Consider the following 24524-nt stretch of genomic DNA (forward strand, 5'->3'; position numbering starts at 1 on the left):
ATCCCGGCCTTTTTTATGCCTGAAAGCCCGACCTGTCAGGCATCGTCGTTGTCGTTCTCTGGAGCCTTGGGGGAGGGCTTGCCCATAAAGGTCGACATCATTTCCATCGGCAGCGGGAAGACAATCGTCGAGCTGTTGGTATTGCTCATATCTGCCAGAGTCTGCATGTAGCGCAACTGCATGGCACCGGAATTAACGGACATGACTTCTGCGGCCTCAACCAGTTTCTTCGACGCCTGCAATTCGCCTTCGGCGTGAATGACCTTGGCGCGACGCTCACGTTCCGCTTCAGCCTGTCGTGCTATGGCACGAATCATCGACTCATTCAGATCAACATGTTTGATTTCAACATTGGCAACCTTGATGCCCCATTCTTCGGTCTGGGAATCAATAATCTCCTGGATGTCGGAATTGAGCTTGTCACGTTCTGACAACATCTCATCCAGATCGTGTTTGCCCAGCACTGAGCGCAGTGTGGTCTGGGCCAGCTGGCTGGTTGCCGAGCCGAAATCCTCCACCCGTATGATCGCACGCTCCGGATCAACCACGCGGAAGTACAGCACCGCGTTCACCCGTACCGTGACGTTGTCCTTGGAGATCACATCCTGGCTGGGCACGTCCAGCGTGATAACCCTGAGATCCACCCGGGTCATTTGCTGGATGCCGGGAATGATGATGATCAGGCCCGGACCTTTTACCCCCTGGAAACGGCCCAGAAAAAACACCACGCCACGCTCATATTCCGGCAGGATCTTGATTGCCGATCCGAGAATCAGCAGCAGCACTACCGCAGGTGCGATATAGGGAACCAGATCGGTAATATTCATAACGTCTCCTTGGTTGGATCGGGTTCAACATGGACCGTCAACCCCTCGATTCTTGCTACGTGCAGCCGGTCTCCCGCTTTGACAGGCGTCTGGCTCACAGCGTTCCAGCGTTCGCCAGTCAGGCGGACATGGCCCCGGTACCGCCCGTCCTGCTCCCGGAACTCATCCAGCGCGGTTGCGTGCTCATGGACGATCTGCTCACTGCCGCTGACCGGATGTTTGCGGCGCAAGCCAATAAAGCGGATAACGGTCCAGAGCGTGAATCCGGCGGCAACCAGTGCCGTACCCCCGATAGTGGGCAGGGAAATGTCCTGGTGGCTGCCGTCCATCAGAATGATGGACCCCGTCACGAAAGCAACGATACCTCCCACCCCCAATATGCCAAAGCTGGGCATGAAGGCCTCACCCACAATAAAGGCCAGCCCCAACAGGATCAGCGCCAGGCCGGCATAGTTGACGGAGAGCACCTGGAAGGCAAACAGCGCGAGAACAAGACAGATGGCGCCAATCACACCCGGGAAGCCAGCACCCGGATTGGACAGCTCAAAGATGATGCCGTAGAACCCGATGATCATCAGGAAGTAGGCAACGTTGGGATCGGTAATCACCGACAGCAACCGGGTACGCCAGTCCGGATCGGCCCGGGTCAGCTCTATACCGGCAGTGGCCAGGGTCCGTTCCCCGTCGGCCATTTTCACCGTAAGACCGTCCAGCTGTTCCAGCAGACTGGCCATGTTATCGGCAACCACATCCACCACATTCTTTTCCAGGGCTTCTGTGGCGCCAAGGTTGACCGCCTCTCTCACCGCCTCTTCTGCCCAGTCGGCGTTGCGGCCGTGGCGTTCGGCCAACCCGCGAATATAACTGACGGCATCTTCAAGTACCTTGCGTTCCATCGCTGAGCCGCCCCGCCGTTTCCCGGGCTCAGACCCACTGCCGGAGGACGAGTCTTCACTCTCCTGTGTCTGGTCACTGCCTGATCCGGCATCCTCCTGTTGCTGCGGAGGTTCTTCGGAGCCGGGCAGGCCACCCATCTGAACCGGGGTAGCAGAACCCAGGTGAGTGGCTGATGCCATAGCCGCCACATGGCTGCCATATAGGATGTAGGTGCCAGCACTGGCTGCACGCGCCCCGGCAGGGGATACCCAGGTCACCACAGGAACCTGAGAGGCCAGGATTTCCTTGATCATTTCCCGCATGGAGCTCATCAGGCCACCCGGAGTGTCCATCCGGATAATCAACAGCTCAGCCCCGTCAGATTCGGCACGGCGAATACCACGCACCACGTAATCCATGGTGGCAGGGCCAATGGCTCCTTCGACAGTGAGTACAAGTCCGGTGGGAGAGTCGTCATCCTGTTGTGCGAGGACGGTGTGGGTCAGCGAGCCCAGTGCAAGTGCAAGGCCGAGCAAGAAGGCAGCCAGCCACCATTGCAGGCGGCCGGGGGGTGTTGATCTGGTGGCTCGGTTCGCGTTCATCACTCCTCCCCGAATCCCGTTGACGGATCAGAACATACGGGCCAGTACCGCGACCGGCAACCTCCTCATCAGAAAGCCGATGGGGCGCCATGGCCATGAGGGAACAAAACATTCCGCTTTTCCGGACTCAATGGCACGTACCATGGCCTTGCACCCGGTCGCTGCGTCCACAATAAACGGCGCGTTTCTTACTTTCTCATTTATCTCAGTACGAATATAGCCGGGATAAAGAGTTGACACACGTATTGGCGAGCGCGCCCTGACCAGCTCCACCCGCAGTCCCTCAGCCAATGAGGCCAGGCCGGCTTTGGTGGCCGCGTAGGTGGTGATGTTTTTCGGCATGCCCCGCAGTGCTGATACTGAAGATACGGCCACCAGGTGCCCATGGTTCTGCGCACGGAAGATTTCCATGGCCGCTTCCAGTTGTGCCAGGGCCGCAACAAAGTTGGTTTCTGCGGTCTGTTTGTTGGCGTTAAAGTTGCCCGTTCCCAGCGGTTGACCCTTGCCGATGCCCGCGTTGACGATAACGCGGTCCAGGGAACCGAATTCCGCCGCAAATCCACGGAACACCTCAAACACCTGATCGTGATCGTTCACATCCAGCGCCCGTACGCTGACCACCAGCTCCGGATACTTTTGCAGCAATTCATCCCGCAATTCGTGCAACCGCTCGGTACGACGGGCACACAACGCCAGGTTGTTGCCCCGGGCGGCAAATTCCCTGGCCATGCCTTCACCCAGGCCGGAACTGGCACCGGTTATCAGTATGCTGCCGGTCATCGGGTCTCCTTTGCATTTGCAGGTCATGTTCAGAACCAGAGGCGTTGTTCCTTGCCATCCTCTCCATCAGGGGTATTCTGCAGCGTCTCACTGGTTTCATTGGCAACCCGGGTAACCCGCTCGCCAATCATCCGCGGAAGGCCGTCAGCCTGGTCCACCGCCAGCTCAATGGCCATACGCTGGACTTCCACGCCGGGCCTTTTGCGACGGAATTCTTCAAGCTTTGTTGAGACTTCACGCCACACCTTAGTCCGGTCCTGCTCACTGTATTCCTCGTGCGGACGATGCACTTCCATCCAGACCTCGTTGCCTTTCAGGCCAATCTTCACCGGCTCCCTGATCACCCGCACCGGCGTGCCCTTGCTGACCTGGTAAACGAACCGGGATATGTCCTCGTTATACATGCGGAAGCACCCATGGCTGACCTGCATACCGACCCCGAACAGCTTGTTGGTGCCGTGAATCAGGTAGCCTTTCTCGCTCAGCATCAGGGCGTGGCTTCCAAGGGGGTTGTCCGGGCCGGGAGGAATCATTCGTGGAAGGTAGTCTCCCTCCGCCTCATACTCGGCCCGGATGCTCGCAGGCGGGTACCAGGCCGGCGACTCCAGCGGCATGGTCACCTCAGCGTCCGTCAGCGGCGAGGGATTGTCTTCCGTCCCCACGCCCACCGGGTAAACCTGAACGCCTTTCTCGGTGAAATAGTACAACCGGTACTCAGCCAGGTTAATGACAATGCCCTCGCGCTTCACATCGGGCAACACGTAGTGACGGGGTACGGTGATACGGGTACCTTCACCCGGAAGCCAGGGATCCACCCCCGGATTCGCTTTCACCAGTTCCAGATAGCCGAGGCTGTCGCGATTACCGATCGCTGCGAAGGTATCTTCATAGCGGGTCGAGATAACCGACAACTCGCCGGCCAGGTCGCCCTCAATATCAAAGGTCGGCACGCGGGGCTTGTCGGAAGCTTCATCCCCGGGCTGTTCTGCACTGAGTTCCTTGCCGCTGGCCTGTCGCTCGGCTTCTGCCTGCAGAGGGGCGGCCAGCACCAACGCCAGCCAGAAAACAAAAAAGCCAGTGAACTGTTTACAATACATAAGTTTCAAATCCGGTAGCCGGCACTTCAGGTTACTGACACGCCGGTTCAAACCGACATCAGGGCTGTCCACAGGGTAACAACTGCCAGAATCAGGAACAGAATGCTTGCCCCGATTCGGGCCGTCGATAGTGGCAGCCGGTCCATAAGCCATTTACCAGCCATGATAACCGGTATATTGGCCAAAAGCATACCAACGGTGGTTCCCATGATTACCCAGAAAGTCTCGGTATACCGGGCTGCCAGAACCACCGTCGCTATCTGGGTTTTATCACCAATTTCCGCCAGGAAGAACATCACCGTCGTCGCCATGAACGCGCCCATGCCTAGAAAGGCGGAATCCTCACTGTCATCCTTGTCCGGTACCAGCAACCACAGGGCGATGGCGACAAAGCTGACAGCCAGGATCCAGGGTAGCCATGCCTCCGGGATCACCTCCGCCATCCAGGCGCCTAACAGCGCCGAAAGGGCATGGTTCAGTATCGTGGCCACGAAAATACCCAGGATAATGGGCAGGCGGCTGGCGTAGCGGGCAACCAGGAAAAGGGAGAGTAGTTGGGTCTTGTCGCCGATTTCAGCAATGGCGACCGCAACGGTTGAGGCGAGGAAAGCGTCCATGAACAACTCCGGGGCGGACATCCAGACATGAGACAGCCCACCGTCCGCCCTATGGAGGTGAAACTGCCTCAGGTCTTGCCAGTTCCACCACTGAACGGGTGAAACATGATAGCCACGGAGATTGAGCTCCAAGCGTGTTGACTACCATCCTTGCCATGACAAATGCTCTGGCACGGAGGCTACTCCCCTGAAGAGTGCGGAGATGTTAATCAATTGGCGCAGGAATGACAACTAGACCCGCATTTTCCATACCGGAATCGCCGCCACGGCCACAAAGACTGCCACCAGCCACCAGGCTGTATGGAAAGCGTCGATAGTGGGTATGCCGCCACTGTGGTCACCAAACTCGATGGTCAGGGCCACAATGTTCACGCCAAAGGCACCCCCGAGCTGGCGGGTAAAGTTGATGGTGCTGGAGCCGGCGCCGAGCTGTTCCGGTGCCAGCGGATTGAGCGCACCGGTGGACAGCGCCGGTAGCATGAAGCCGATACCGATACGCCCCAGTACGGTCCACAGGGCCAGCCAGCCAAAGGCCAGCTCCAGATCTGACAGCGCGAACAGCACGGCAGACGTAGCGAACAGGACAATGCCGAAAATAACCAGTTTGCGTGCACTCAAACGATCCGCCAGCCGGCCCGCCAGCGGGAAAGTCATACCCAGCACAATGCCCGCCGGCAGCATCAACAGGCCTGCCTGGGTTGCGGTAAAACCGAGAGACGTCTGCACAAACAGCGGCACCAGGTAGGTGGAACCAAACAGCGCCAGACCCATAGCCATGGCGCCCAGGTTGGCATAAACAAAGCTGGAGTTGCGTAACAGGTCAATATTGACCAGTGGATGGCGGGCCTTGCGTTCACGCACCACAAACAGAGCCAGAAGTATGGCGGCCAGAAGGCCTTCAATCAGTATCCGCCCCTCTTGTCCGCTGAGCTGCTGCAACCGATTGAGCGTATCCAGCGACAACCCGATAGTGGCGCCGAGCAGTACCAGCCCGGGCAGATCGAACCGGTAGGGCGCCGGGCGGGAGACCGGAACGGGTAAAAAGCGCCAGGCCATGAACACGCCGGCCAGGGTAACCGGCACCGGAGCAAACATGACGTAACGCCAATCCAGCTGGTCCACCAGGAATCCACCCAGAACCGGCCCCAGCGCAGGCGCCAGAATGACGCCCATGCCATAGATTCCCATCGCCTGGCCCCGCCGATTACGGGGAAATATCCGGAACACCAGGTACATGCCCATGGGCTGCATCAACCCGGCCATGGCACCCTGCCCGATACGGGCTGCAATCAGTTGTTCCGGAGAGGTGGCAAAACCGCCCAGCAGGGAGATCAGGGTGAAGAAAAACATGGCCGTGGCCAGGGTCTTGCACACGCCAAAATGATCCAGCAGCCATGAAGAGGCCAGCATGGTGGTGGTCATGGCAGCAATGAATCCGGTAGCCAGCCAGTGAACCTGGCCCTGGCGGATGCCGAATTCCAGCATGATGTCGTGGAGGGCAACGTTGACAACAGTCGCGCTGAGGACGGTGGCCATGGTACCCAGCACCACGGTAGCCAGTGCGAGCCAACGCCAGCGTTCACCGTAACGGGCTTTCAGCCCTGCAACCGAGTTATCACTCAGACCAACAACCCTCCAACCGGACGAACACGGTTATCGCTGGCGCTCTGCGTTCTCCATGATCTTGTGAAAGACCGCCACTGCGCCCTCGATGTCTTCGTCGCTGATGCCTTCCAGCATTTCCTCGCGCAGCTTCGCAGCCCGTTCCGTCAGCACATTCATGAATTCAGTGCCGTCCGGTGTCAGATGAAGACGGCGGGCACGGCGGTCGTTCGGGCAGGGGCGGCGCTCAATCAGGCCCTGCTGCTCAAGGCTGTCCAGCAGCCGTACCAGAGTCGGGTTTTCTATCGCCATCAGGCGAGCGAGTTCACGCTGGGTCAGGCCTTCGCCGCCTTTCTGCAGATAGACCATGGTGGTCCAGCGAGCCTGGGTAACACCCAGGTCCTTAAGGCGCTCGTCCAGCAACTTGCGCCAGCGCCGGGTTACCCTGGCAACGGCGAAGGGAAACTGATCTCTCATGGTCTGGAACTCCGGTAAAGAATATCAACGGCTTACAGTTATAACGAATGCAAATGCTGAAAAACGCAGCGATGAAAATCGTCACCAATAGTAAGCTAACCATTGACACAAATACAGATACGCAAGGCAAAACAGAATTGGGGAAAACCGAGAGGTTGCGATAATCACCCGGTTTAGCGCAGTTGCTCTTCCTGCATCTCGACCACTTCCGGCGACTCCTGGAACTCCTCGTTCCGCGGGTCCATTTCGGCCAGTACCGCAGAGGTTTCAGGCATGGCCGGGATAAAGTGCTCCTGATCGGCCACCAGCACGTCGTCAGTATGACTAATGCGATAACTGGTAATGACCGCCAGTACCGCCAGGAATCCGGCATTGCCGAAGAACAGGCCTTTGGGACCCAGTACGGCCACCAGTTCCGCCATCACAACAGGGCCAATAACACTGCCGACACCGTAGCTCAGCAGCAGCGTTGCACTGGCTGAGACAATACGGTTACTTTCCATCCGATCGTTGGTAATAGCCACGGCAATCGGGTAAAGCGTGGCGGACAGGCCGGTAAACAACCCCACCATCAGGGTCAACAGCCACATTTTCTCGGCGCCGAATACACCGACAGTCACCGCCGACAGGCCCGCCATCACGGCCACCCAGAACATCACACGGCGGCGATCAAAGCGGTCACACACCAGCCCCAGGGGCCAGGCCAGAATCATGGCAGCAACAATGGCACTGGCCATGAAGGTGGACACCCGACTGACCTCCAGGCCAACCAGAGTGGCGTAAACCGGGCCCAGCGCATAGAAGGAACCGATCATCACACCACAGATCAGCGCCCCGGACACCCCGGTAAAAGACTCCCGCGCGAGAGTGAAAAAAGACAGGCGCTCATGCTGCTCAATCATCGGTGCATCCATGCGTGTCAGCGACAATGGCACCAGAGCCAGTGTCAGTAGCACGGCTGCCAGCGAGAAAGGAATGAATGACGCAGGCTCACCTACATTGATCAGCAGTTGGCCACCGGCCGCGGAAAGATAGAAAACAATCTGGTAGACGGCGAATAAGGCACCACGATTGGCATTGGTGGCACGGCTGCTGAACCAGCTTTCGATGACCACCAGAACACCGGCCACACTGAAACCCGAAAGCGCGCGCAGCAGGGCCCAGAACAGTTCCGACACCGCCATGGGATACAGCAGCGCACACACCGCCGCCATGGCAGCAAACACCGCAAACGCCCGAATATGCCCGACACGGCCAATGATGTGGTGCACGTATAGAGTGCCCAGTACAAAACCAATGGAATAGCACACCAGAATCCAGCCGATGATGTCCGGGGATACCGCCTCGATACTCAGACGAACACCCAAAAGGGTCATCAAAAAGGCATTGCCGCTGACCAGCAGTACTATACTGAGAATAAGGGCTGACAGTGAGGTGACCATGCGGGTCATCAGACAGGCTCCGGCGTATTGGAAATGGATGTAAACAGAGGTGTGTAAAAAGTAGCAGCAACGCCGGAACTTTGCTGGAAACGAATTACAACAGGGCTCCGCCAACGACACCACTACGCATTTGCCGAATTTTTGAAACGGCTTGTAGCGCTGCAGTTACCGGATTTGACACTATTTTACATTAAGGTGACGTAACACACGCAGACGGCCCGAGGGGTTAACATGAGACAGGTATCGTTAATGGCCATTTTAAACCACGAGTCTCTTAACTCATGCAATCCACACTAACCATGAGCGCCTGGTTATGAAAAAAACGGACTGGCCCATTCGGTGGGATCTGTTGCTTCGCTACCGGCTGATTGAAATCATCGCCCTCTGGGAAGGACGGCTCACCACCAATCACATCTGCCACAGTTTTGGCATTGGGCGTCAGCAGGCTTCCAAGGATATTAACACCTACCTGCGGGAACTGGCGCCAGACAATCTGGTTTACGATCGCCACCTGAAAGGTTATGTACCTTCACCAGACTTCAGCCCCGTTGTCACTACCGGGCATGCCAGCGAATATCAGGATCTTCTGGCACGACAGGACAGCCTCAGTGATACGTTCGAATCGCTGAACATCAGCTTTCCGCACAGCACCATCGTCCGGGGCCCGCAACGCATTGTTAAACCGGAAGTCATGAGAGCGGCTGTGACCGCCACCCGTCACGGCAGGGTCATGAAGGCAGAGTATGCTTCCCTCAGCCCGGCGGGCGTGTCTCAACGCACGCTGGAGCCCCACACCCTGGTCTGTGTTGGCCAGAGCTGGCACCTGCGCGCCTGGTGCGACTCCAATCGGGAGTTCCGTGATTTTGCGCTCAGCCGTTTCCGTGGCAAGCCGGAAACCATTCGCCAGCGCAGCCGCCATACCAGCCATCAGGATGATGACTGGAACCGCCGCATTGCCCTGGTGATGGTACCTGACAGCCGGTTGAACAAGGCACAGCAGGAAATCATTGCTGCCGATTACGGCATGAGTGACAACTGCCTGGAGCTGACCACCCGGGCTGCGCTGGCTCCTTATATGCTGTCACGCTTCGGCCTGAGCGCCGACAGCCGGCATCCAGACCCGATGGTGCAGCAATTGGAGCTGGCCAACGAGGAACAGCTTGGCATTGCCGAGTCCGATCGTGAGAGAGCTATTAAAGCGGTGGCCGGGCTCTGCTAGACTGCGCGGGTGACCACACTCCGCGCTCCCACTCAAAATCTCCTTGCCGCTGTCCTGCTGCTCTGGCTGCCCGTTGTTGCCTCAGCAGAGGGCTGCGGTGCATTTGCTACGGCGATCTCAACGGTCCAGGGCGAGGATGCCCGCTCATCGCTCGCAGGCCAGACCGTCACGGTGGAAGGCGTCATCACCATGGATGCCCGTCACAAGGGTGGATTCCGTGGTTTTTACCTGCAGCAGACCGATGACGAAACCGACGGCAGCCCGAACACCTCCGAAGCCCTGTTTGTCTATACCGGCCGCTCTGCGGGCAGCCGGGGGCAAAGGGTTCGGGTATCCGGGCGGGTCAAGGAATTTCACGGCCTGACCGAACTCACCGACGTTGATACCCTCACGGTGTGCGGTACCGGAGCTCTGCCGGCACCTGTCCCTGTCACGCTGCCCTGGCCAGACCACCAGCGCCCGGAACATCTCGAGAACATGCTGGTGACTATAGCGGGCGAGCTGACCGTGATTGATCACTACAATCTTGCCCGCTACGGTGAGCTGACGCTGGCTGCCAGTGACCAGACCATCCCCACAGAATTCATGGAACCCGGACCGTCTGCCGCGGCACTTTTCCAGTCCCAGCAGAGAAACCGGCTGCTACTTGATGACGCCCAAGGGGTTCGGGATCCACGGCCAGTGCCCTGGCCGACGGGGGAACTCTCCGCCGACAATACCGTTCGAGCCGGTGATCGCGTAAACCGGCTTTCGGGAATCCTCGACTTCCGCTTCGACGCCTGGCGGATGCAACCCCTGTCCCCGCCGGCATTCCAGAGTGCAAATCCCCGGCCCGATCCACCGGCGCGCCCAGACGCCTCAACGCTCAGGGTAGTCACCCTGAACCTGGGGAATCTTTTTAATGGCGATGGCCGGGGCGGCGGTTTCCCCGCCCCACGGGGCGCAAAATCCCGCAGACAGTTCGAACAGCAGCTGGCCATGCTGGTAGCCGCATTGAGGACTCCGGAGCCTGACATCATCGCGGTGACGGAGGTGGAAAACGATGGCTATGGCCACCACAGTGCGATCGCTGAGCTGGCCAACGCCTTAGGGGAGCAATGGCGTTACGTAAAAGCCGACAGTGGCACCGGCAGTGATGCCATTCGCACCGACCTGCTGTACCGCAGTGACCGCGTAGCAACCGAGGGTGAGGCCAGCCGCCTGACTTCAGCGCCTTTCAGCCGGCGGGGCCGGCCACCGGTTGCCCAGGCGTTCCGGCACCTGGGCAATGACCGCGTCCTGAGAATAATCGTGCCCCACCTGAAGTCCAAAGCCTGTCGCGGCGCCAAAGGCCCGGACCGCGACCAGAATGATGGCCAGGGCTGCTACAGCTTCAGCCGTGAACAAGCCACCCGGGCCATCCTCCGCTGGGTGGATTCACTACCACAGCCCGACAATCTGGCAGGCACTCTGATCACCGGCGATCTGAACAGCTACGCCCGGGAAGTACCCCTGCAGCTGATGGCAGACGCGGGCTACACCAATGCCGTCCGGCAGTTCCATGCCTGTAACGAAGCGGGCTGCAACAACACCAGCTACCGCTACCGCGGGCGCAGCGGCACCCTTGATTACAGCCTGGTGTCGACAGGGCTGGCCGGCCGACTCGTCAGCGCCACCACCTGGTCAATCAATGCCGATGAACCGCCGGCACTGGGTTACAAGGGCCCGATCCCGGCCGCTGAAAGTCAGCCCTGGCGATCGTCAGACCATGACCCGGTCATTACCGATTTCGCCCTCTGACCATTCTCACCTGAATCCTGACCTTGCCCCGCTGCCGCAGGACAGGGGCGGACAGGCCAAAGCCCGAATCCGGAGAACGGGTACACTGGGTTGATCGAATCAGAGCGGATATAACCAGTGAAAATACCCACCCCCAATTTTTGGCCAGCTGCCAGAACCGGACAGCGTTGGCTGGTTCAGGCAAAACGGCGGGAAACCCTTATCGACGGGCACCGCATGGTGTACCTGGAAAAGGGATCACCGACTGCCGGCGGCCCCACCGTACTGCTGCTCCATGGCTTCGCTGCAATGAAAGAAAACTGGGCATTGTGGCTGCAACGGCTTCCTGACCATTGGCATATCCTGGTCCCCGACCTGCCGGGATTCGGGGAAAGCGATTATCAATCATCTGCCCGATACCGTTACGAAGACCAGGCTCTGCGGCTGAAGGACTGGCTCGCCTCCCTGGCTGTCAGCGATGTCCACATTGCCGGCAGTTCCATGGGTGGTGCCATTGCCGCTGTCCTTGCCCATAAAATGGCACCGGCGTCCCTCACCCTGCTCAATAGCGCCGGCATTCCCGAATATCCGGATGTGGACATCAACGCACCTTTCAAATCGGACCGGGACCAACTGTTGATTCCCCGCGACTGGGCCGGCGTCTACCGCATGTTCAACAGCGTGGGTAACGGCAAACCCACGGCCATGGGTGTAGCCATGACCGGGCTGCTGGGGCCAGACCTGCTGGGCCGCAGCGACGCCTTGCGACATATTTTCGATGACATGCTGGCCGATGCCCTCGCGCCGGCACGCTATCTGGGAGCGGATACCCCGCCATTACAGGTGCAGTGGGGCGACCGTGACGTGATTACCCCCACACGCTGTGTAGACTGGTTCCGCAACGCGACCCCCGATGCCGATATCCGGCTGTTCCGCAATGTCGGACACCTTCCGATGCTGGAGAGTCCTGGCCTCTCGGCCCGGGCACTGGCCGGGTTTGTAGAGCGCCATTCCGGCCGCCACTGAACCAGGGCGGGTGACGAATTGGCCTACATATCCCGTTGACCCGTCACTGAAGTCATGGGGTGCGGAGTCGGTTCGGTTCATAATCATGAAAGATGTTTCATCCCTGACATAACAACAACAGTAAACGTGAGGAAACCCCATGCGCGCCTCAGTATCGACAACTCAGGATCTGGGCATGCCGGCCATTTACCTGCATTTGCTGGCGGAGTTGTTACGCACCATCGGCGTTGATGAGAAAGCGCTGCTCAAGCGTGTCGGCCTCGACCCGGTGCGGCTGAAATCCACGGATCTGCGGGTAAGCCAGTCCCAGGCCAGCGAGTTTGTCACCCGCGCCATCATCGAGAGTGGCGAACCCGGGCTGGGCATTATGCTGGCGCGGGAACTGAAGTTACCCCTGCACGGCGCCCTGGGAACGGCCGTGATGAGCAGCCGGACCCTGGAAGAAGCCCTTGAGCTGATGACCCGTTACCTGACCCTCAGGGCTCCGCACTTGCAGGTCACCCGCCGCCAGCAGGAAGACCAGGCTGTTTTTACCATCACCTGCGACATCGACCTGGGACCACTGCAGGGTTTTATCATGGACGCCATGCTGTTCGGGTGCGCATCCATGGGTGCCCAGCTGACCGGCGCGCCGGTGGCCGGCTCCTCCATTCACCGTCGTGGTCCGGAGCCCGCCTATTTCTACCGGTTCCGCCAGCAAATTCCGGTTCCGGTGGTCTACGGCGCCACCGAAGACGCCATTGTCATTCCGCGCCAACAGCTGGCATTACCGATCCGTTTTACCGACGACCAGCTGGCGGTCTCTTCAAAAGCACAATGTGAGGAGGCGCTTCGGCTGCTCACCGAGGATGCGGGCTTCGCCTGCCGCGTACGGCGGGTGATTGAAACCAGCCACCCATTCCCGCCAAAACTTGCGCGGGTTGCCGCCACGCTGTTTGTCTCCGAGCGCACCCTCAAGCGTCGGCTGCAGGCGGAAGAGGCAAGCTTTCAGAATCTGGTGGATCAGGTAAGGCTCGAGCGGGCCGGCGAGCTGCTGGAAAAAACGTCGATGAACCTGAGCCAGATTGCCGATGCGCTGGGTTACGCCGATGCCGCCAATTTCACCCGCGCCTTCAAGCGCTGGACCGGCCAGAGTCCCAGCCAGTACCGTCATCGGGAAACCCCGCCACAGGCAGCGCCGACAGGCCGGAGCTCCATCAGGGCAATGGCCTGATCCGGTCAGTCGATGCCGATGATCTTGTGCATTTGCAGGGTCAGCCGCCACTGCGGATGGGCCAGGCAGTAATCGGTAGCCTTGCGGGTATTACTTTGTTTGACGGGATCTGACTCACCATCCGGAAGCGTTGGCGACGCCATGGGAGAGAGAAAATAGTGGCTGGCCCGGATATCGGTAAAACGCTCAGGCATCGCCAATGGCTGGGGATAGACCACTTTCAGTTCATCACACTGGCGCAGCACCACCGGTGCATCCGCCTTGGGACTGACACACAGCCAGTCGATGCCGGCCGGCGCAGCCAGAGTGCCGTTGGTCTCCACCCCCACTTCGAAGCCGGCCCGGTGGAAGGCATCGATCAGTTTTTCATCCAGCTGCAGCAAAGGCTCGCCGCCGGTGCAGACCACATACGGCCGCCCCGGCGCGTCAGGCCAGAGGCTACGGATGTGCGCAGCCAGCGCGTCCGCGGTCTCGAAGCGGCCGCCGTTCTGGCCGTCGGTTCCGACAAAATCCGTATCACAGAAATTGCACACCGCACTGGCCCGGTCCTTTTCCCGGCCGGTCCAGAGATTGCATTTGCTGAAGCGGCAGAACACGGCCGCCCTGCCTGCCTGTGCACCTTCCCCCTGCAGAGTGTAGAAGGCTTCCTTGACCCGATACATCAGCGTGCTACCTCGTAAGGCAGAGGGTCTGACAGACCGTTTGCGGCAAAGGCTTCCAGACGTTCCACGCAGGAGCCGCAGCGGCCACAGGCTTTTTCACGACCGTTGTAGCAAGTCCAGGTGTTGCTGTAATCGAGACCCAGCTTCACACCTTCGGCAAGGATGTCGCGTTTGTCGGACCCCATAAATGGCGCTTCAATACCAACCGGCTCATAGTTGGCCACCCGGCAAACGGCATCCATTTTTTCCACAAATTCGGGCCGGCAGTCGGGATAAATCGCGTGGTCGCCACCATGAGCGCCGTACCAGACGGCTACAGCTCCGGCAGTCACCGCATAGCCGGTAGCCAGCGACAGCAGGATCATATTGCGGTTGGGCACCACGGTGGCCTTCATGCTTTCTTCTTCGTAGTGCCCCTCGGGCACAGCAACATTATCGGTTAATGCGGATCCGGCCATAACCTCGGAAAGGGCGCGGATATCGATCACCTTGTGGGGCATTGCCAACTCATCACATACATGGCGCGCGCACGCCAGTTCGCGAACATGGCGCTGGCCATAGTCAAACGACAGGGCATGAACGTTATACCCGCGGGCACGGGCAAGATGGAGCAGGGTGAATGAGTCCATTCCCCCGGAGTAAATCACAACAACGGTATCTGTCATCAGGGAATTCCGGTCCTTGCCCCACAGGCAACAGGGCCTTTAAGGCATTTTTAACATGAGCGGACTAACATCCGTGGACATATTGTAACAGTGGAATGCCATCATGGGTTCGCGTCTGCGAGAGTGGGCGGGTAAACTCACAAAACGGCTCACCAACAAAAATCTGACGGAATGACAACCGAATCCAGCCCAGCGTTTATTGACTTCGAGGCCTCCAGTCTTGACCTGATCGCAAGTTACCCCATTGAAGTCGGTATCTGCTTACCCGATGGCACGCTGCACAGCTGGCTTATTCGACCCCATGTGCTGTGGCAGGACTGGTCGGAGAGTGCGGAAAAGATTCATGGTATTACCCGGCAAACCCTGGAACAGGAGGGCCTGCCGGTTTCCGAGGTGGCCGCCAGCCTTAATCGCCTGCTTTCCGGGCCGGTATTCTGTGACGCCTGGACGTTCGACAGCTTCTGGCTCCATCGCCTGTTTCGCGCGGCCAATATCCGGGCAGAGTTTCAGCTTGAATCCGTTTCCATGCTGCTGGATGCAGACCAGGTAAGGCTTTGGGCGTCGTCACGTCAGCAGGTGATCAACCGGTTGGGATTACCCGTGCACCGGGCCGCCAATGATGCCCTGATCCTGCACAAGACCTGGGAAAATATTCAGCTGCTCGCTTCTGGTTCAGTGCTTTGAGCGAGCGACCCTGGCAGCAATCACTTCCAGCCCGTCCCGCAGGGTATTCAGCGTCCAGTAGGTAACCAGCGCCATCAGCGCGGCTCCCATCAGGGTGAAAGAAAAATCCTCTCCCACGATCCTGCTCTGGGCAAGCGCCATATAGGCGAGCAACACCAGCAGCAACACAACTTCTACAATGGCATGGGTCTGGAATCTGGCTTGTGCTGATCCGTTTTCTTCGGACATTTACTTAGTTTTCAACCTCTGATTTCCGCAGCAATGAATACTAATTAGTGTGCGAATTATCGCCGAAAAGCACCGGAACGTCTGTACGAACTAGTGGCTACGGGGTTTCCACCATATGCCGCCGAAAGGCATAAAAAAACGCAGCCCATTGGGCTGCGTATAAAGGAGAGATCCATTCAGTGCGCCACAGATAAAAGGTGAGCACCGGAGGATTGCACAACGTAAAACACGTGACAGAGCAAATTATGAGCAGTTTCCAGGGCTGCGTCTGTAGGGGTTTGCCGAAGCACTTTGCCTATTGCAAAGCCTCGGGCAAGCGATACACTGGTATCAGTACCGAAGCAGAAATATCCGGTGTGTTGTACCGGCAAAGAGCCAGAAGATATGTCGATGAGTCAGGAAAATTCAGTGATTGAAACCATTGCACGCCGTAACAGCGGGATGTGCACTCACACCATGGTGAAAACTATCTGACGGCTTTCGGTCCAGTCCCGGGAGCCATTGGAGCGACCGGGCGAGCTTCTCCGCAGAACCCCGGTTGCCCAAGGCGCCGGGGTTTTGTTTTTGCAGCCGCAAAACCACAAGGAGAAGATCATGAAGAGACATCCAACAAAAGCAGCAAATCAGCCGGCAAGCAGCCGCATCGGGCCGATCAAACGCCCCGAAAAGCTGCCGCTGCTGGATGCGATCTGCAAGAAGCTGAACCAGCGCGTCAACCTGGACGACGAGCAGCGGGTGCTGGGAGTGTACGAACGTGGCTGGATCTTCAAGGGCGTTCTGGGGAATACGAATGAGGCTGAAGCCCGGTATGTGAGGGCGCTTGCCAACCGTTACAATTCCTGGATCGCGCGGCAGGTCGCGTAACCGGACACCTTCGGGCCGAACCGTCAGTGCTGGCGGTTCAGGCCCTGAAGCATGGCGGCATCGCTGCCATGCACCATTGCGTAGTTATTCACCACGTCGTGGATCTTTTCCTGGGAGTAGGGCTTGACCACGTAGCCGTTGGCTCCGGCACTGATGGCTTTCTGAATACTGTCAATGGAGTCGTCCGCGGTCACCAGCACGATATGCTGGTTTTTCTTCGCTGCCTTGAACTCTTTCATCAGTTCATGACCGTTGCCATCCGGCAACCCCAGGTCCAGCAATATGATCTGAAACTCAGCCTCCTCGAACGCCGCCCGGGCGCCGGCTATGTCTTCCCTCTCAATCACAGCGGTCGCACCGGCGTTGTACAGCATCTCGACCAGCCTCTCCCTTATGACCGGTTCGTCTTCCACCACCAGTATTCTGAGATCACTCATACCCTGCCTCCTGATTCTGTGTAATACCCGGGCACTGCCCTGTGCCTCAAAGGGGATCGTTGCCGGTGCGCCTTGGTATCGCCAGCGGCTCATGTCTCGTGGTCGCCGGTTCCGGGTCCTGACCACTATCCGGGTGACTAGCGCCATGACCTGCCCCATCCGGTGCGGACCGGGTAAGGATATTACTGATACCCACCGCCGTCGTGTAGAGGGAAATGGCAATGATCAGCAGAATGGGCTGAACAAACGCCACAAATCCGGGCACTTCACGGTTCCCGGTAATGCTCAGCATCAGGATGATGGCGGGCCCCAGCACCAGAAACAGCGTCAGCGCAATAAAGAAAACAATGCGTTCCTTGTAGCGGCCAAGATCCCGATTAGTGACCAGCCCCAGTACGAACTTGCCAATGGCCAGGCCCGCCAGTATCGCGGCGGCAATGCTCAGGTCCGGTCGCAGTAGCGTCTCGTAGAGCTGGCCATCCCATAACCGTTGCATACTGATGACCAGAAACGGGAACAGAACAAACAGGATATCGGCATAGGTGCCGTACATCATGCTCAACGAATACTGTTCATCAGGCAGCTGGTTTTCGCTCATTACTCGGACTTCCTGTTTTGTTGACGGTGGCGGCGCCTGTTTTCATGATTGCGTCTCCCGGGCCTGTAATGCCAGATCGATCATGTCATTCAGGGTTTGCAGTTCTCTGTGAACCCGGTCCCAATCCGGCGGTTCGGCTTTCATACAGAACTCCAGTATACCTGCTTGCCGAGTCATCTCGGGATACCCCATTGCCCCGGCGGTGCCCTTGATCTGGTGAGCCTCGGTCTGCAAGCGCTCACGATGGTGAGCACTTGCAGCCTCATTCATTAGGTCTTTTCTGTTGCCAAGCCCGTCCAGAAAGCGCTCAACCAGATGGGCAATATCCGCTTCACTGATGGCCGAATTTTCTGCGCTACCTGCATCGCCAAGATAACGATTCAGGGTGGCCAGCAGATGGTCACGGTCGATGGGCTTGTTCAGCACACCATCACACCCCGCTTCCAGCAGCGCTTCGTTCTCGGACTGATCGCCGGCGGTAAAAGCGATCACCGGACGCCGGAAACCGGTCTGGCGCAGTAATCGCGTCGCTTCCACTCCATCCAGTTCAGGCATGTGGCGATCCATCAGTACCAGTTGTACAGAGTCTGACAGCGCCCTGCGTACCGCCTGATCACCACTGGCAACGGTAATAACCTCAAGGCCCTGGGCACGCAGCATTCGCTCCACCAGCCGACAATTGTCTTCGTTGTCCTCGGCCACCAGTACGGTGCCGGAGTAGCGTCGGGCTCCTGCCTGCTCACTTTCCGGCCTTACCACCAGATAACGCGCCAGCACCTCGTAGAACCGCTGCTTGTCGATAGGCTTGGCCAGGTGATCGTTACAGCCGGCCATGCGATAGTCGGCAATATCCTCGGCCATGACATTGGCGGTGAGGGCAATCACCGGGGTATTCAGACCCGCCTCCCGGATGGCAGCCGTGGCGTCGCGCCCGTTCATGACCGGCATCTGGATATCCATCAGAATCAGGTCGAACGACTCCCGTAATGCCAGGTCCAGTGCTTCAGCACCGTTGCTGACATTGACCAGCGTTGCGCCGGTCCGGCTTACCAGCAGGGATACCAGGCGACGGTTCACATCGTTGTCTTCCGCCAACAGAATTCGCCCGGACAACCGGGGTGTCACCACCATGGGAATACTGCGCCGGCGCTGGGACAGTTCCGACCCATCGCGCAGGAAGTGAACACCGTCCAGTGGGCCGGTATCAATGGAAAGCTCGAATTCGCTGCCCTCACCATAGGTGCTGGTCACCGAGATTTCACCACCCAGCAATTCCGCGAGCCGCCTGGAAATGCTCAACCCCAGGCCGGTGCCCCCGTACTGCCGTGCAATAGCCGCGCTGCCCTGGGCAAACGGGTCAAACAACCGGCCCAGTTGTTCCGGCTTCATACCTATACCGGTGTCCACAACTCTGGCGACCAGTCTGTGATGCTGCCGGTCACAGCGAATATTCAGGGAGATAGACCCTTTTTCCGTAAATTTAAGCGCATTTCCACACAGATTTATGATGATCTGACGGAAACGGGTCGGGTCCGTGGCGATCTGCTCGGGCAAAGGAAACTCACAGACAACATGGAACTCCAGCCCTTTCTCCCGTGCCCTCGGGGCAAAGAAGGCGCGGATTTCATCCAGCAGTTCCGGCAGGTTGACCGACACCACGTCCACGTCCAGCTTGTTGGCATCAATTTTCGAGTGGTCCAGGATGTCGTTGATCAGGTCCAGCAGGTGTCGGCCGCTGCGGACGACCGTTTCCGCGCTGCTGTGCTTTTCCTTCTCGGTGAGATCCGGGTCGAGCAGGGTTTCACCATAACCGATGATGGCCGCCAGCGGCGTGCGGATTTCATGGCTCATGTTGGCCAGGAACTGGCTTTTGGCCTCTGCCGAATTACGGGCCAGCTCCTTCTCCAGGCGCTCCTGTTCCCGCTCGCGCTCGATGCGCTGGCGCTGATGCCGTTCGGTGGCATCGATACAGGTCCCTTCAAGATGCGCGGGCTCGCCGTCGTTGTCATACACGGTGTGAAGGGAAATGGTGGCCCAGCGCTCTTCTCCGTAATGGGTGTAATACCTCGCCTCAATGCCTTTGACGGTGCCCCGGGACTCCAGTTGCCCGATCACCCAGCGACGAACCCGTTGATCCGCAAAACAGGTCTCCAGGGCGTCCGGGTTCCGGTCAAGCAGCTCACGGCTGCTGCTGTATCCCATCAGCCTTGCCATAGCCGGATTGGCGGTGACAAAACGCCGGTCCAGGGACATCTGGAACACCCCCTCGATGGCGTTATCAAACAGCGACTGGTAGCGGCGCAGGTTGGCCAGTGCCCGCTGACTCCAGCCCAGCGCTTCACCCTGGACCTGCTTGATGCGGTCGGCGAGGGCAAACGAGAACAGGATAATCTGGGCGGTCAGCCCGAACTGCGGGGCATAGGTCGTGAACATATTCAGCGGCAGATAGCCCATTACGGTGAGGCCGTAGATACCGAAGCCCACCAGTGCCAGCGTCCAGGCGAAGAAGTAGGAACGTGCCGCCGGGTTGTAGTAACGCCATGACAGATAACTGACCACAATCAGGATCACGCTGAGCAGAATCGAAGCCAGTACGATCCATTCCATCGCGGTGTGATAGGGCAGAAACAGGGACAGCACAAACGTCGCAACGATGGAGTACAGGCAAAGCTGGATAACCTTGTCCAGATCTGCCGATCGCTCCCGGGTTTCCAGCAGGGAACGGGCCATTAACAGGCCCCAGAACCAGGTCATAATGATCTGGTAGTGCAGGTACTCCTTGTTCAACAGAGCGGGGCGCTCCTCCAGCAGCTGGATGCCGTGCACCTGTTCAGTGGCAATAAACACCGTAGCCGACACCAGGTAGAGGACATAATAGATGTTGCTGCGCTCCCGCACGGCAACCGCCACAAACAGGTTATAGGCGAGAATGGCCAGAATGCTGCCCAGCAGGATGCCGCGCACGGCTTCGTCCACGGACACCTTTTCTATATAGGCATCCGGATGCCAGAGCGTGATCGGCAGACGAAAGGTGTTGGTATTGGTGATTCGCAGATAGATGCGTGTAGAGGTACCCGGCTCCAGCGACAGCCTGAACGTGGGGTTAGGCACTGCCAGGTCACGTCCTGACCAGTCGCCTTCGTAACCTGCCCGGCGCTGCTCCACCAGCTCACCGTCCTGCACTACGTAGAGCACCACTTCATCCACTAGTGGCAGCGCGAGCTCCAGTATCCAGTCAGTCAGGGCCGCACCGGCACCTACCTGCAGGTCAAACCGGGTCCAGTAGGCAGACTCGGTATAGCCGAAATTCAGCACGCCGCCTTCGTGACGGTTAAAAGGCCCGGCGCTGCCGTCCTGGATATCGTTGAAGCCCAGGGTGTGCTCAGGGTCTTCCAGATACCAGATACAACTACCGAGGTCACGCACACTGGATGTGGCGTCGTTCAGCCGGATTTCACCGTCCTGGCAGCGTTCCTGCGCCATGGCCGAAGCCGGGATGACAACAGCCAGTACCGCAAGCACCAGAATCCTGAGCCATCGGACGTGACATTCCCATTGCTGCAAAATGTGATCTCCGCGAGGGCAGATGCCTGCTTTTTGATTTATTGTCAGCTGTCATGCACGGGCCGCGGGTTTCAGCGGCACCACCGCCAAACACTTTAGCGTTTTACTTGCGATTACGCATCTCGGGGTCACACGAAATGAGACATTCCTGCATTTTCGCCGCTGTACCGCTGCTTGCCGTGTTTCTGGCCGGCTGCGGGCCGGACTCATCGTCTGGCAGCAATTTTCACAACCCGGCCGCGAGTGTCTCCCTGTCTTTCGAGAGCTTCGAACTCAGCAATGAAGAAGGTCTGCCGGAGGTACTGCCACAAACCCTTTTCCATGACTTCTACCGCGGGCTGGAACCGGCTGACGGGGAGAGCGACGAGAGTGCGGATGTGACAGCCCAGCTGCGTGGACGTCTGGACCTGCTCATGGGCCTCACGCCCAGTGACGACGGCACCAGCTACACCAGTGCACGCAATCCCCTGGATTTCCTGCGCCATGTCATCGCAAGCAACCAGGTGAACAATTTTGACGTGGGCCGTCAGCTGATGCGGGACAGCATGGACAGAGGTGAGCCCGCCACTTACAACACGCGTAGCAACAACGCCCTTATCCGGTTCACCGAAACCGGCGGCAATAACGGAGCCGACCCTGAACCCGACCAGCGCTGGATTTATCCGCTGCTCGACTGGACCAGTGCTCCCCAGAGCGACAGGATTTTCAGCGCTATACAGTTTATTGCAAGAGCACCCAACGACGATGACCCCAATCCACCAGAACTCCTGAGTCTGGGGTGGAGCGCCCAGTATGCGAACAAAGGTTTTTCGGCCAGCGGTTATAATCAACCGGAATTCGCAGCAACCAGCATGACCGGACGAGAGCTGGGAAACATCGAGTTTTTCCAGGTCTTCACCGGCGAACAATCAGGTACCCTGGTATTAAAACAGACGTCAGGAATCACTTTAAACGGGCAGGAACCGAGCTATATTTGTGCGGAGCTGGACTATCAACAGAGCACCGTCAGTGTGTTCTACTTTTCAGGCACCCCAGAGGGTTCGTCTGAGGAAACCGGGACAGATACAAACCCGAACCCCGTTGAGTGTCTCAAAGGTGAGAGCGAACCCATTGTTTACAATACCGTTCCCATTGAGCAGCGTCAGTAGTTGGCGCTGACCTACAGGTTCCAGTTCCTGAGAAAGCCTTTCTTGCGGTCGATCATCCGCTCATAGGTGGAAATCATGATCGCGGCATGGGGGGCTTTGGTCAGCCGCAGGGTTTCGATACGGCGCTCGAGGCGTTCCACTTCCGTGCTGATCTGCTGGCAGACATGGCTGCGAACACTGTCGTGGTGGTCAAGCTTTACGGTCCTTGGCTGGTCAGTCATGGCCTGAGACCGGGTGTATTTATCCATGATCGTCCTCTTCCACTGAGTATTTGTGATCAATACGCCGACACCTCAGGTTCCATACTTTATTGCGAGGTTCGTTGCAATACTGCACAACTGTCAGACAAACTTCAATAAAAATGAATAGAGTTTCATATTTGCACTGTGCAACAGTGCCACCTGTAAAACCACACGCAAAAACCCCTGCTATAGTTCCATTCAGTGTCTATATCCATTCAGGGACCGGGAACATTACTTATGAGCCAGACATCCGTCGCCGATACACTGCGGGAATATCTATCGCTACTGGAACTGCTTGATGACGCCTACTGGGAAGCCAGCTCTATTCATCACAAGGACATGCTGTACGACATCATCAGCATCTTCAGCCAGGAAGTGGCGGAGATGAACAAGCTCAGCATCATGGATCACCACTATCCCTATGAAGTCATTACCGAAGGTATACGGCGTGTGGTGCCGAAGCTGGAGCGGCTGGATGAAAACCGGGAAGATGTGATTCAGAGAACCCAGACACTGACAGACTTCAGGGACATCCTGTCGTCAGTGCTGGGTATACTCGAGGCCCAGTTGGCCACAATGTGAGGACCGCCGGGGGCAGGCCACTCAGGCCGCAACCAGTGGCCGCTGGCTCTCGGGGATCACAGGGAAGCGATCACACACGGTATAGATGAAACGCGCAAGTGCGGGAATGTGGTGGCCAACAATAGGAATGCCGGTATTGAGCAGGCTGACGGAAATATCCCGCGCCGCATCCGCCCAGCACAATTTGTTGATCAGCCCGACATGGCCAAAGGCATAACGGCTGTTCTGACCCCATAGCCCCATGGGATTACCGCCAAGCATCATGCCGGCGCTGAAGCGCATGGGAATCATCATGGTGCGGTCAATCTGCAATGAACCAAACTGCTGAATGGAACGCCTGACGGTCATTTCACTGCAAATCCGCTTGCCATTCCAGACGCCGCCATTGAGCATCATCTGGAAAAAACGGCCCATTTCTTCCGCCGTTCCACACAGGTTACCTGCCGGAATCACCGCCTCCTGGAAACGTGGATCATTCGCCACTCGCTCCACGGTGCGGATATCACCACCGAGGGCACGATTAACAATCCAGGACACCGGGAAGCGCGGGGTTGGCCCGGTGGCATAGTTGCTGGCCAGTTCCGGGACATGCTCAGGTGCAATACCGTAGGTGAACCAGCGCATGCCCATGGGTTTGCGGATATAACGGTCAATAAACGCTTCAATTGAGTCGCCGGTGACTTTTTCCAGCACCCGTTGCAACACAAAGCCACCGGTGATGGCATGGTAGGCCACCTTGGCGCCATCCACCTCCACCGGTTTTGCTTCGCACAATAACCGCCAGATTTCATCCCTGTTCCAGAGCACATCAATGGGTGTTTCCCGGGGAATTGCCGGTATACCGCCACGGTGGGAAAGAATCTGGTGAACGGTTATCGTGCGCTTGCCGCCACCGGCAAACTCCGGGCAGTAATAGGACACCGGGTCCATCAGGTTCACCAGCCCCTGCTCCGCCAGGATATGCATCAGCAGCGCGGTAACCGCCTTGGATGCGGAAAAATAGCAAATAGGGGTATCGGTGGTCATGGGTACTTTTATGGCGCCAGGTCCATCACCGGGGCCATTGCCCGTAGCATGGCCTATGGCGCGATGCAGAATGTGCTCGCCCCGGTGTCTGACAGACAGCTGTAGCCCGGGATGCACACCGGTACGGTAAAGTTTTTCCACGCAGCGCCAGATATCTTCCACGACCTCCAGGGACACACCCGCCCGTTCCGGCCTTTCTCCATCCACGTCGCGACAGGTTACAGACGCCAGATCATCGGGGACGGCACAGGTATGAAGGGCACGGCGGGCAATTCGGTTCATCACTTG

General features: G+C 58.2%; 24 protein-coding genes. 8 read left to right on the forward strand and 16 right to left on the reverse strand.

Features of this window, described 5'->3' with window-relative positions; all coding sequences use genetic code 11:
* Nucleotides 1–35: 35 nt before the first annotated feature.
* The 8 genes from QPL94_RS02270 to QPL94_RS02305 form a co-directional block, all read right to left on the reverse strand.
* Complete coding sequence (locus QPL94_RS02270; protein WP_285355228.1) at nucleotides 36–827, reverse strand: slipin family protein; 792 nt, start codon at nucleotides 825–827, stop codon at nucleotides 36–38.
* Nucleotides 824–2305 carry an NfeD family protein gene (locus QPL94_RS02275; RefSeq protein ID WP_285355230.1) on the reverse strand — a complete coding sequence of 494 codons (1482 nt, stop codon included), beginning with the start codon at nucleotides 2303–2305 and terminating at the stop codon, nucleotides 824–826. Before QPL94_RS02275 ends, QPL94_RS02270 begins: the two co-directional genes overlap by 4 nt.
* A 27-nt stretch (nucleotides 2306–2332) precedes the next feature.
* Complete coding sequence (locus tag QPL94_RS02280; RefSeq protein WP_285355231.1) at nucleotides 2333–3085, reverse strand: SDR family oxidoreductase; 753 nt, start codon at nucleotides 3083–3085, stop codon at nucleotides 2333–2335.
* A gap of 29 nt (nucleotides 3086–3114) precedes the next feature.
* Nucleotides 3115–4182 (reverse strand): L,D-transpeptidase family protein, encoded by a 1068-nt coding sequence (locus tag QPL94_RS02285; protein WP_285355232.1) that lies wholly within the window; start codon nucleotides 4180–4182, stop codon nucleotides 3115–3117.
* Nucleotides 4183–4229: 47 nt separating this feature from the next.
* The gene (locus tag QPL94_RS02290; RefSeq protein WP_285355233.1) at nucleotides 4230–4799 is read right to left on the reverse strand and encodes a TMEM165/GDT1 family protein; all 570 of its coding nucleotides are present in this window, start codon (nucleotides 4797–4799) and stop codon (nucleotides 4230–4232) included.
* A gap of 231 nt (nucleotides 4800–5030) precedes the next feature.
* Nucleotides 5031–6422, reverse strand: a complete 1392-nt coding sequence (locus QPL94_RS02295) for an MDR family MFS transporter (RefSeq protein ID WP_285357812.1) — start codon at nucleotides 6420–6422, stop codon at nucleotides 5031–5033.
* A gap of 30 nt (nucleotides 6423–6452) precedes the next feature.
* Complete coding sequence (locus tag QPL94_RS02300) at nucleotides 6453–6878, reverse strand: MarR family transcriptional regulator (protein WP_285355234.1); 426 nt, start codon at nucleotides 6876–6878, stop codon at nucleotides 6453–6455.
* A 173-nt stretch (nucleotides 6879–7051) separates the two neighbouring features.
* Nucleotides 7052–8329 carry an MFS transporter gene (locus tag QPL94_RS02305; RefSeq protein ID WP_285355235.1) on the reverse strand — a complete coding sequence of 426 codons (1278 nt, stop codon included), beginning with the start codon at nucleotides 8327–8329 and terminating at the stop codon, nucleotides 7052–7054.
* 304 nt (nucleotides 8330–8633) lie between these two features.
* On the opposite strand from QPL94_RS02305, the gene QPL94_RS02310 reads away from it, so the two are divergent.
* From QPL94_RS02310 to QPL94_RS02325, 4 genes are all read left to right on the forward strand, one after another.
* A complete protein-coding gene (locus QPL94_RS02310) occupies nucleotides 8634–9539 on the forward strand; it encodes a helix-turn-helix transcriptional regulator (RefSeq protein WP_285355237.1) in 906 nt (301 codons plus the stop codon).
* Nucleotides 9540–9548: 9 nt separating this feature from the next.
* A complete protein-coding gene (locus QPL94_RS02315; RefSeq protein ID WP_285355238.1) occupies nucleotides 9549–11318 on the forward strand; it encodes an ExeM/NucH family extracellular endonuclease in 1770 nt (589 codons plus the stop codon).
* A gap of 117 nt (nucleotides 11319–11435) precedes the next feature.
* Nucleotides 11436–12323: an alpha/beta fold hydrolase gene (locus tag QPL94_RS02320; protein ID WP_285355239.1), complete on the forward strand. Its 888-nt coding sequence runs from the start codon at nucleotides 11436–11438 to the stop codon at nucleotides 12321–12323.
* Nucleotides 12324–12462: 139 nt separating this feature from the next.
* Nucleotides 12463–13536, forward strand: a complete 1074-nt coding sequence (locus QPL94_RS02325; RefSeq protein ID WP_285355240.1) for an AraC family transcriptional regulator — start codon at nucleotides 12463–12465, stop codon at nucleotides 13534–13536.
* A 5-nt stretch (nucleotides 13537–13541) separates the two neighbouring features.
* Here QPL94_RS02325 and queE read toward each other — a convergent pair whose 3' ends face one another.
* The gene (gene queE / locus QPL94_RS02330) at nucleotides 13542–14198 is read right to left on the reverse strand and encodes a 7-carboxy-7-deazaguanine synthase (RefSeq protein ID WP_285355241.1); all 657 of its coding nucleotides are present in this window, start codon (nucleotides 14196–14198) and stop codon (nucleotides 13542–13544) included.
* On the reverse strand, nucleotides 14198–14863 hold the full coding sequence (gene queC / locus QPL94_RS02335) for a 7-cyano-7-deazaguanine synthase QueC (protein ID WP_285355242.1): 666 nt from the start codon (nucleotides 14861–14863) through the stop codon (nucleotides 14198–14200). The genes queE and queC overlap by 1 nt, the downstream gene beginning before the upstream one ends.
* Nucleotides 14864–15034: 171 nt before the next feature.
* Between queC and QPL94_RS02340 the strand changes: the two genes are divergently transcribed.
* Nucleotides 15035–15547, forward strand: a complete 513-nt coding sequence (locus QPL94_RS02340; RefSeq protein WP_285355243.1) for a 3'-5' exonuclease — start codon at nucleotides 15035–15037, stop codon at nucleotides 15545–15547.
* On the opposite strand, the gene QPL94_RS02345 is transcribed toward QPL94_RS02340, so the two are convergent.
* Nucleotides 15536–15775, reverse strand: coding sequence for a hypothetical protein (locus tag QPL94_RS02345; protein WP_285355244.1), 240 nt, complete (start codon nucleotides 15773–15775; stop codon nucleotides 15536–15538). The two genes, QPL94_RS02340 and QPL94_RS02345, sit on opposite strands and share 12 nt — an antisense overlap.
* A 594-nt stretch (nucleotides 15776–16369) precedes the next feature.
* Between QPL94_RS02345 and QPL94_RS02350 the strand changes: the two genes are divergently transcribed.
* Nucleotides 16370–16639 carry a hypothetical protein gene (locus QPL94_RS02350; protein WP_137436603.1) on the forward strand — a complete coding sequence of 90 codons (270 nt, stop codon included), beginning with the start codon at nucleotides 16370–16372 and terminating at the stop codon, nucleotides 16637–16639.
* Between the two features lie 23 nt (nucleotides 16640–16662).
* Here the strand turns inward: QPL94_RS02350 and QPL94_RS02355 are convergent, their stop codons facing one another.
* The 3 genes from QPL94_RS02355 to QPL94_RS02365 are packed head-to-tail and all read right to left on the reverse strand — an operon-like array spanning nucleotide 16663 to nucleotide 21157.
* The gene (locus QPL94_RS02355) at nucleotides 16663–17076 is read right to left on the reverse strand and encodes a response regulator (RefSeq protein WP_137436602.1); all 414 of its coding nucleotides are present in this window, start codon (nucleotides 17074–17076) and stop codon (nucleotides 16663–16665) included.
* A 46-nt stretch (nucleotides 17077–17122) separates the two neighbouring features.
* On the reverse strand, nucleotides 17123–17674 hold the full coding sequence (locus tag QPL94_RS02360; RefSeq protein WP_285355247.1) for a hypothetical protein: 552 nt from the start codon (nucleotides 17672–17674) through the stop codon (nucleotides 17123–17125).
* 42 nt (nucleotides 17675–17716) lie between these two features.
* Nucleotides 17717–21157: a response regulator gene (locus QPL94_RS02365; RefSeq protein WP_285357813.1), complete on the reverse strand. Its 3441-nt coding sequence runs from the start codon at nucleotides 21155–21157 to the stop codon at nucleotides 17717–17719.
* A 218-nt stretch (nucleotides 21158–21375) separates the two neighbouring features.
* On the opposite strand from QPL94_RS02365, the gene QPL94_RS02370 reads away from it, so the two are divergent.
* Nucleotides 21376–22386 (forward strand): hypothetical protein, encoded by a 1011-nt coding sequence (locus QPL94_RS02370; protein WP_285355248.1) that lies wholly within the window; start codon nucleotides 21376–21378, stop codon nucleotides 22384–22386.
* Nucleotides 22387–22397: 11 nt separating this feature from the next.
* Here the strand turns inward: QPL94_RS02370 and QPL94_RS02375 are convergent, their stop codons facing one another.
* Nucleotides 22398–22634, reverse strand: a complete 237-nt coding sequence (locus QPL94_RS02375) for a hypothetical protein (RefSeq protein WP_285355250.1) — start codon at nucleotides 22632–22634, stop codon at nucleotides 22398–22400.
* Nucleotides 22635–22865: 231 nt separating this feature from the next.
* Between QPL94_RS02375 and QPL94_RS02380 the strand changes: the two genes are divergently transcribed.
* Nucleotides 22866–23210 carry a hypothetical protein gene (locus QPL94_RS02380; RefSeq protein ID WP_285355251.1) on the forward strand — a complete coding sequence of 115 codons (345 nt, stop codon included), beginning with the start codon at nucleotides 22866–22868 and terminating at the stop codon, nucleotides 23208–23210.
* Between the two features lie 21 nt (nucleotides 23211–23231).
* Here the strand turns inward: QPL94_RS02380 and QPL94_RS02385 are convergent, their stop codons facing one another.
* Entirely contained in the window at nucleotides 23232–24518 is a 1287-nt protein-coding gene (locus QPL94_RS02385; protein ID WP_285355253.1) for a serine hydrolase domain-containing protein, read from the reverse strand.
* Nucleotides 24519–24524 lie beyond the last annotated feature (6 nt).

The sequence above is a fragment of the Marinobacter sp. SS13-12 genome (assembly GCF_030227115.1).
Taxonomy (GTDB): Bacteria; Pseudomonadota; Gammaproteobacteria; order Pseudomonadales; family Oleiphilaceae; genus Marinobacter.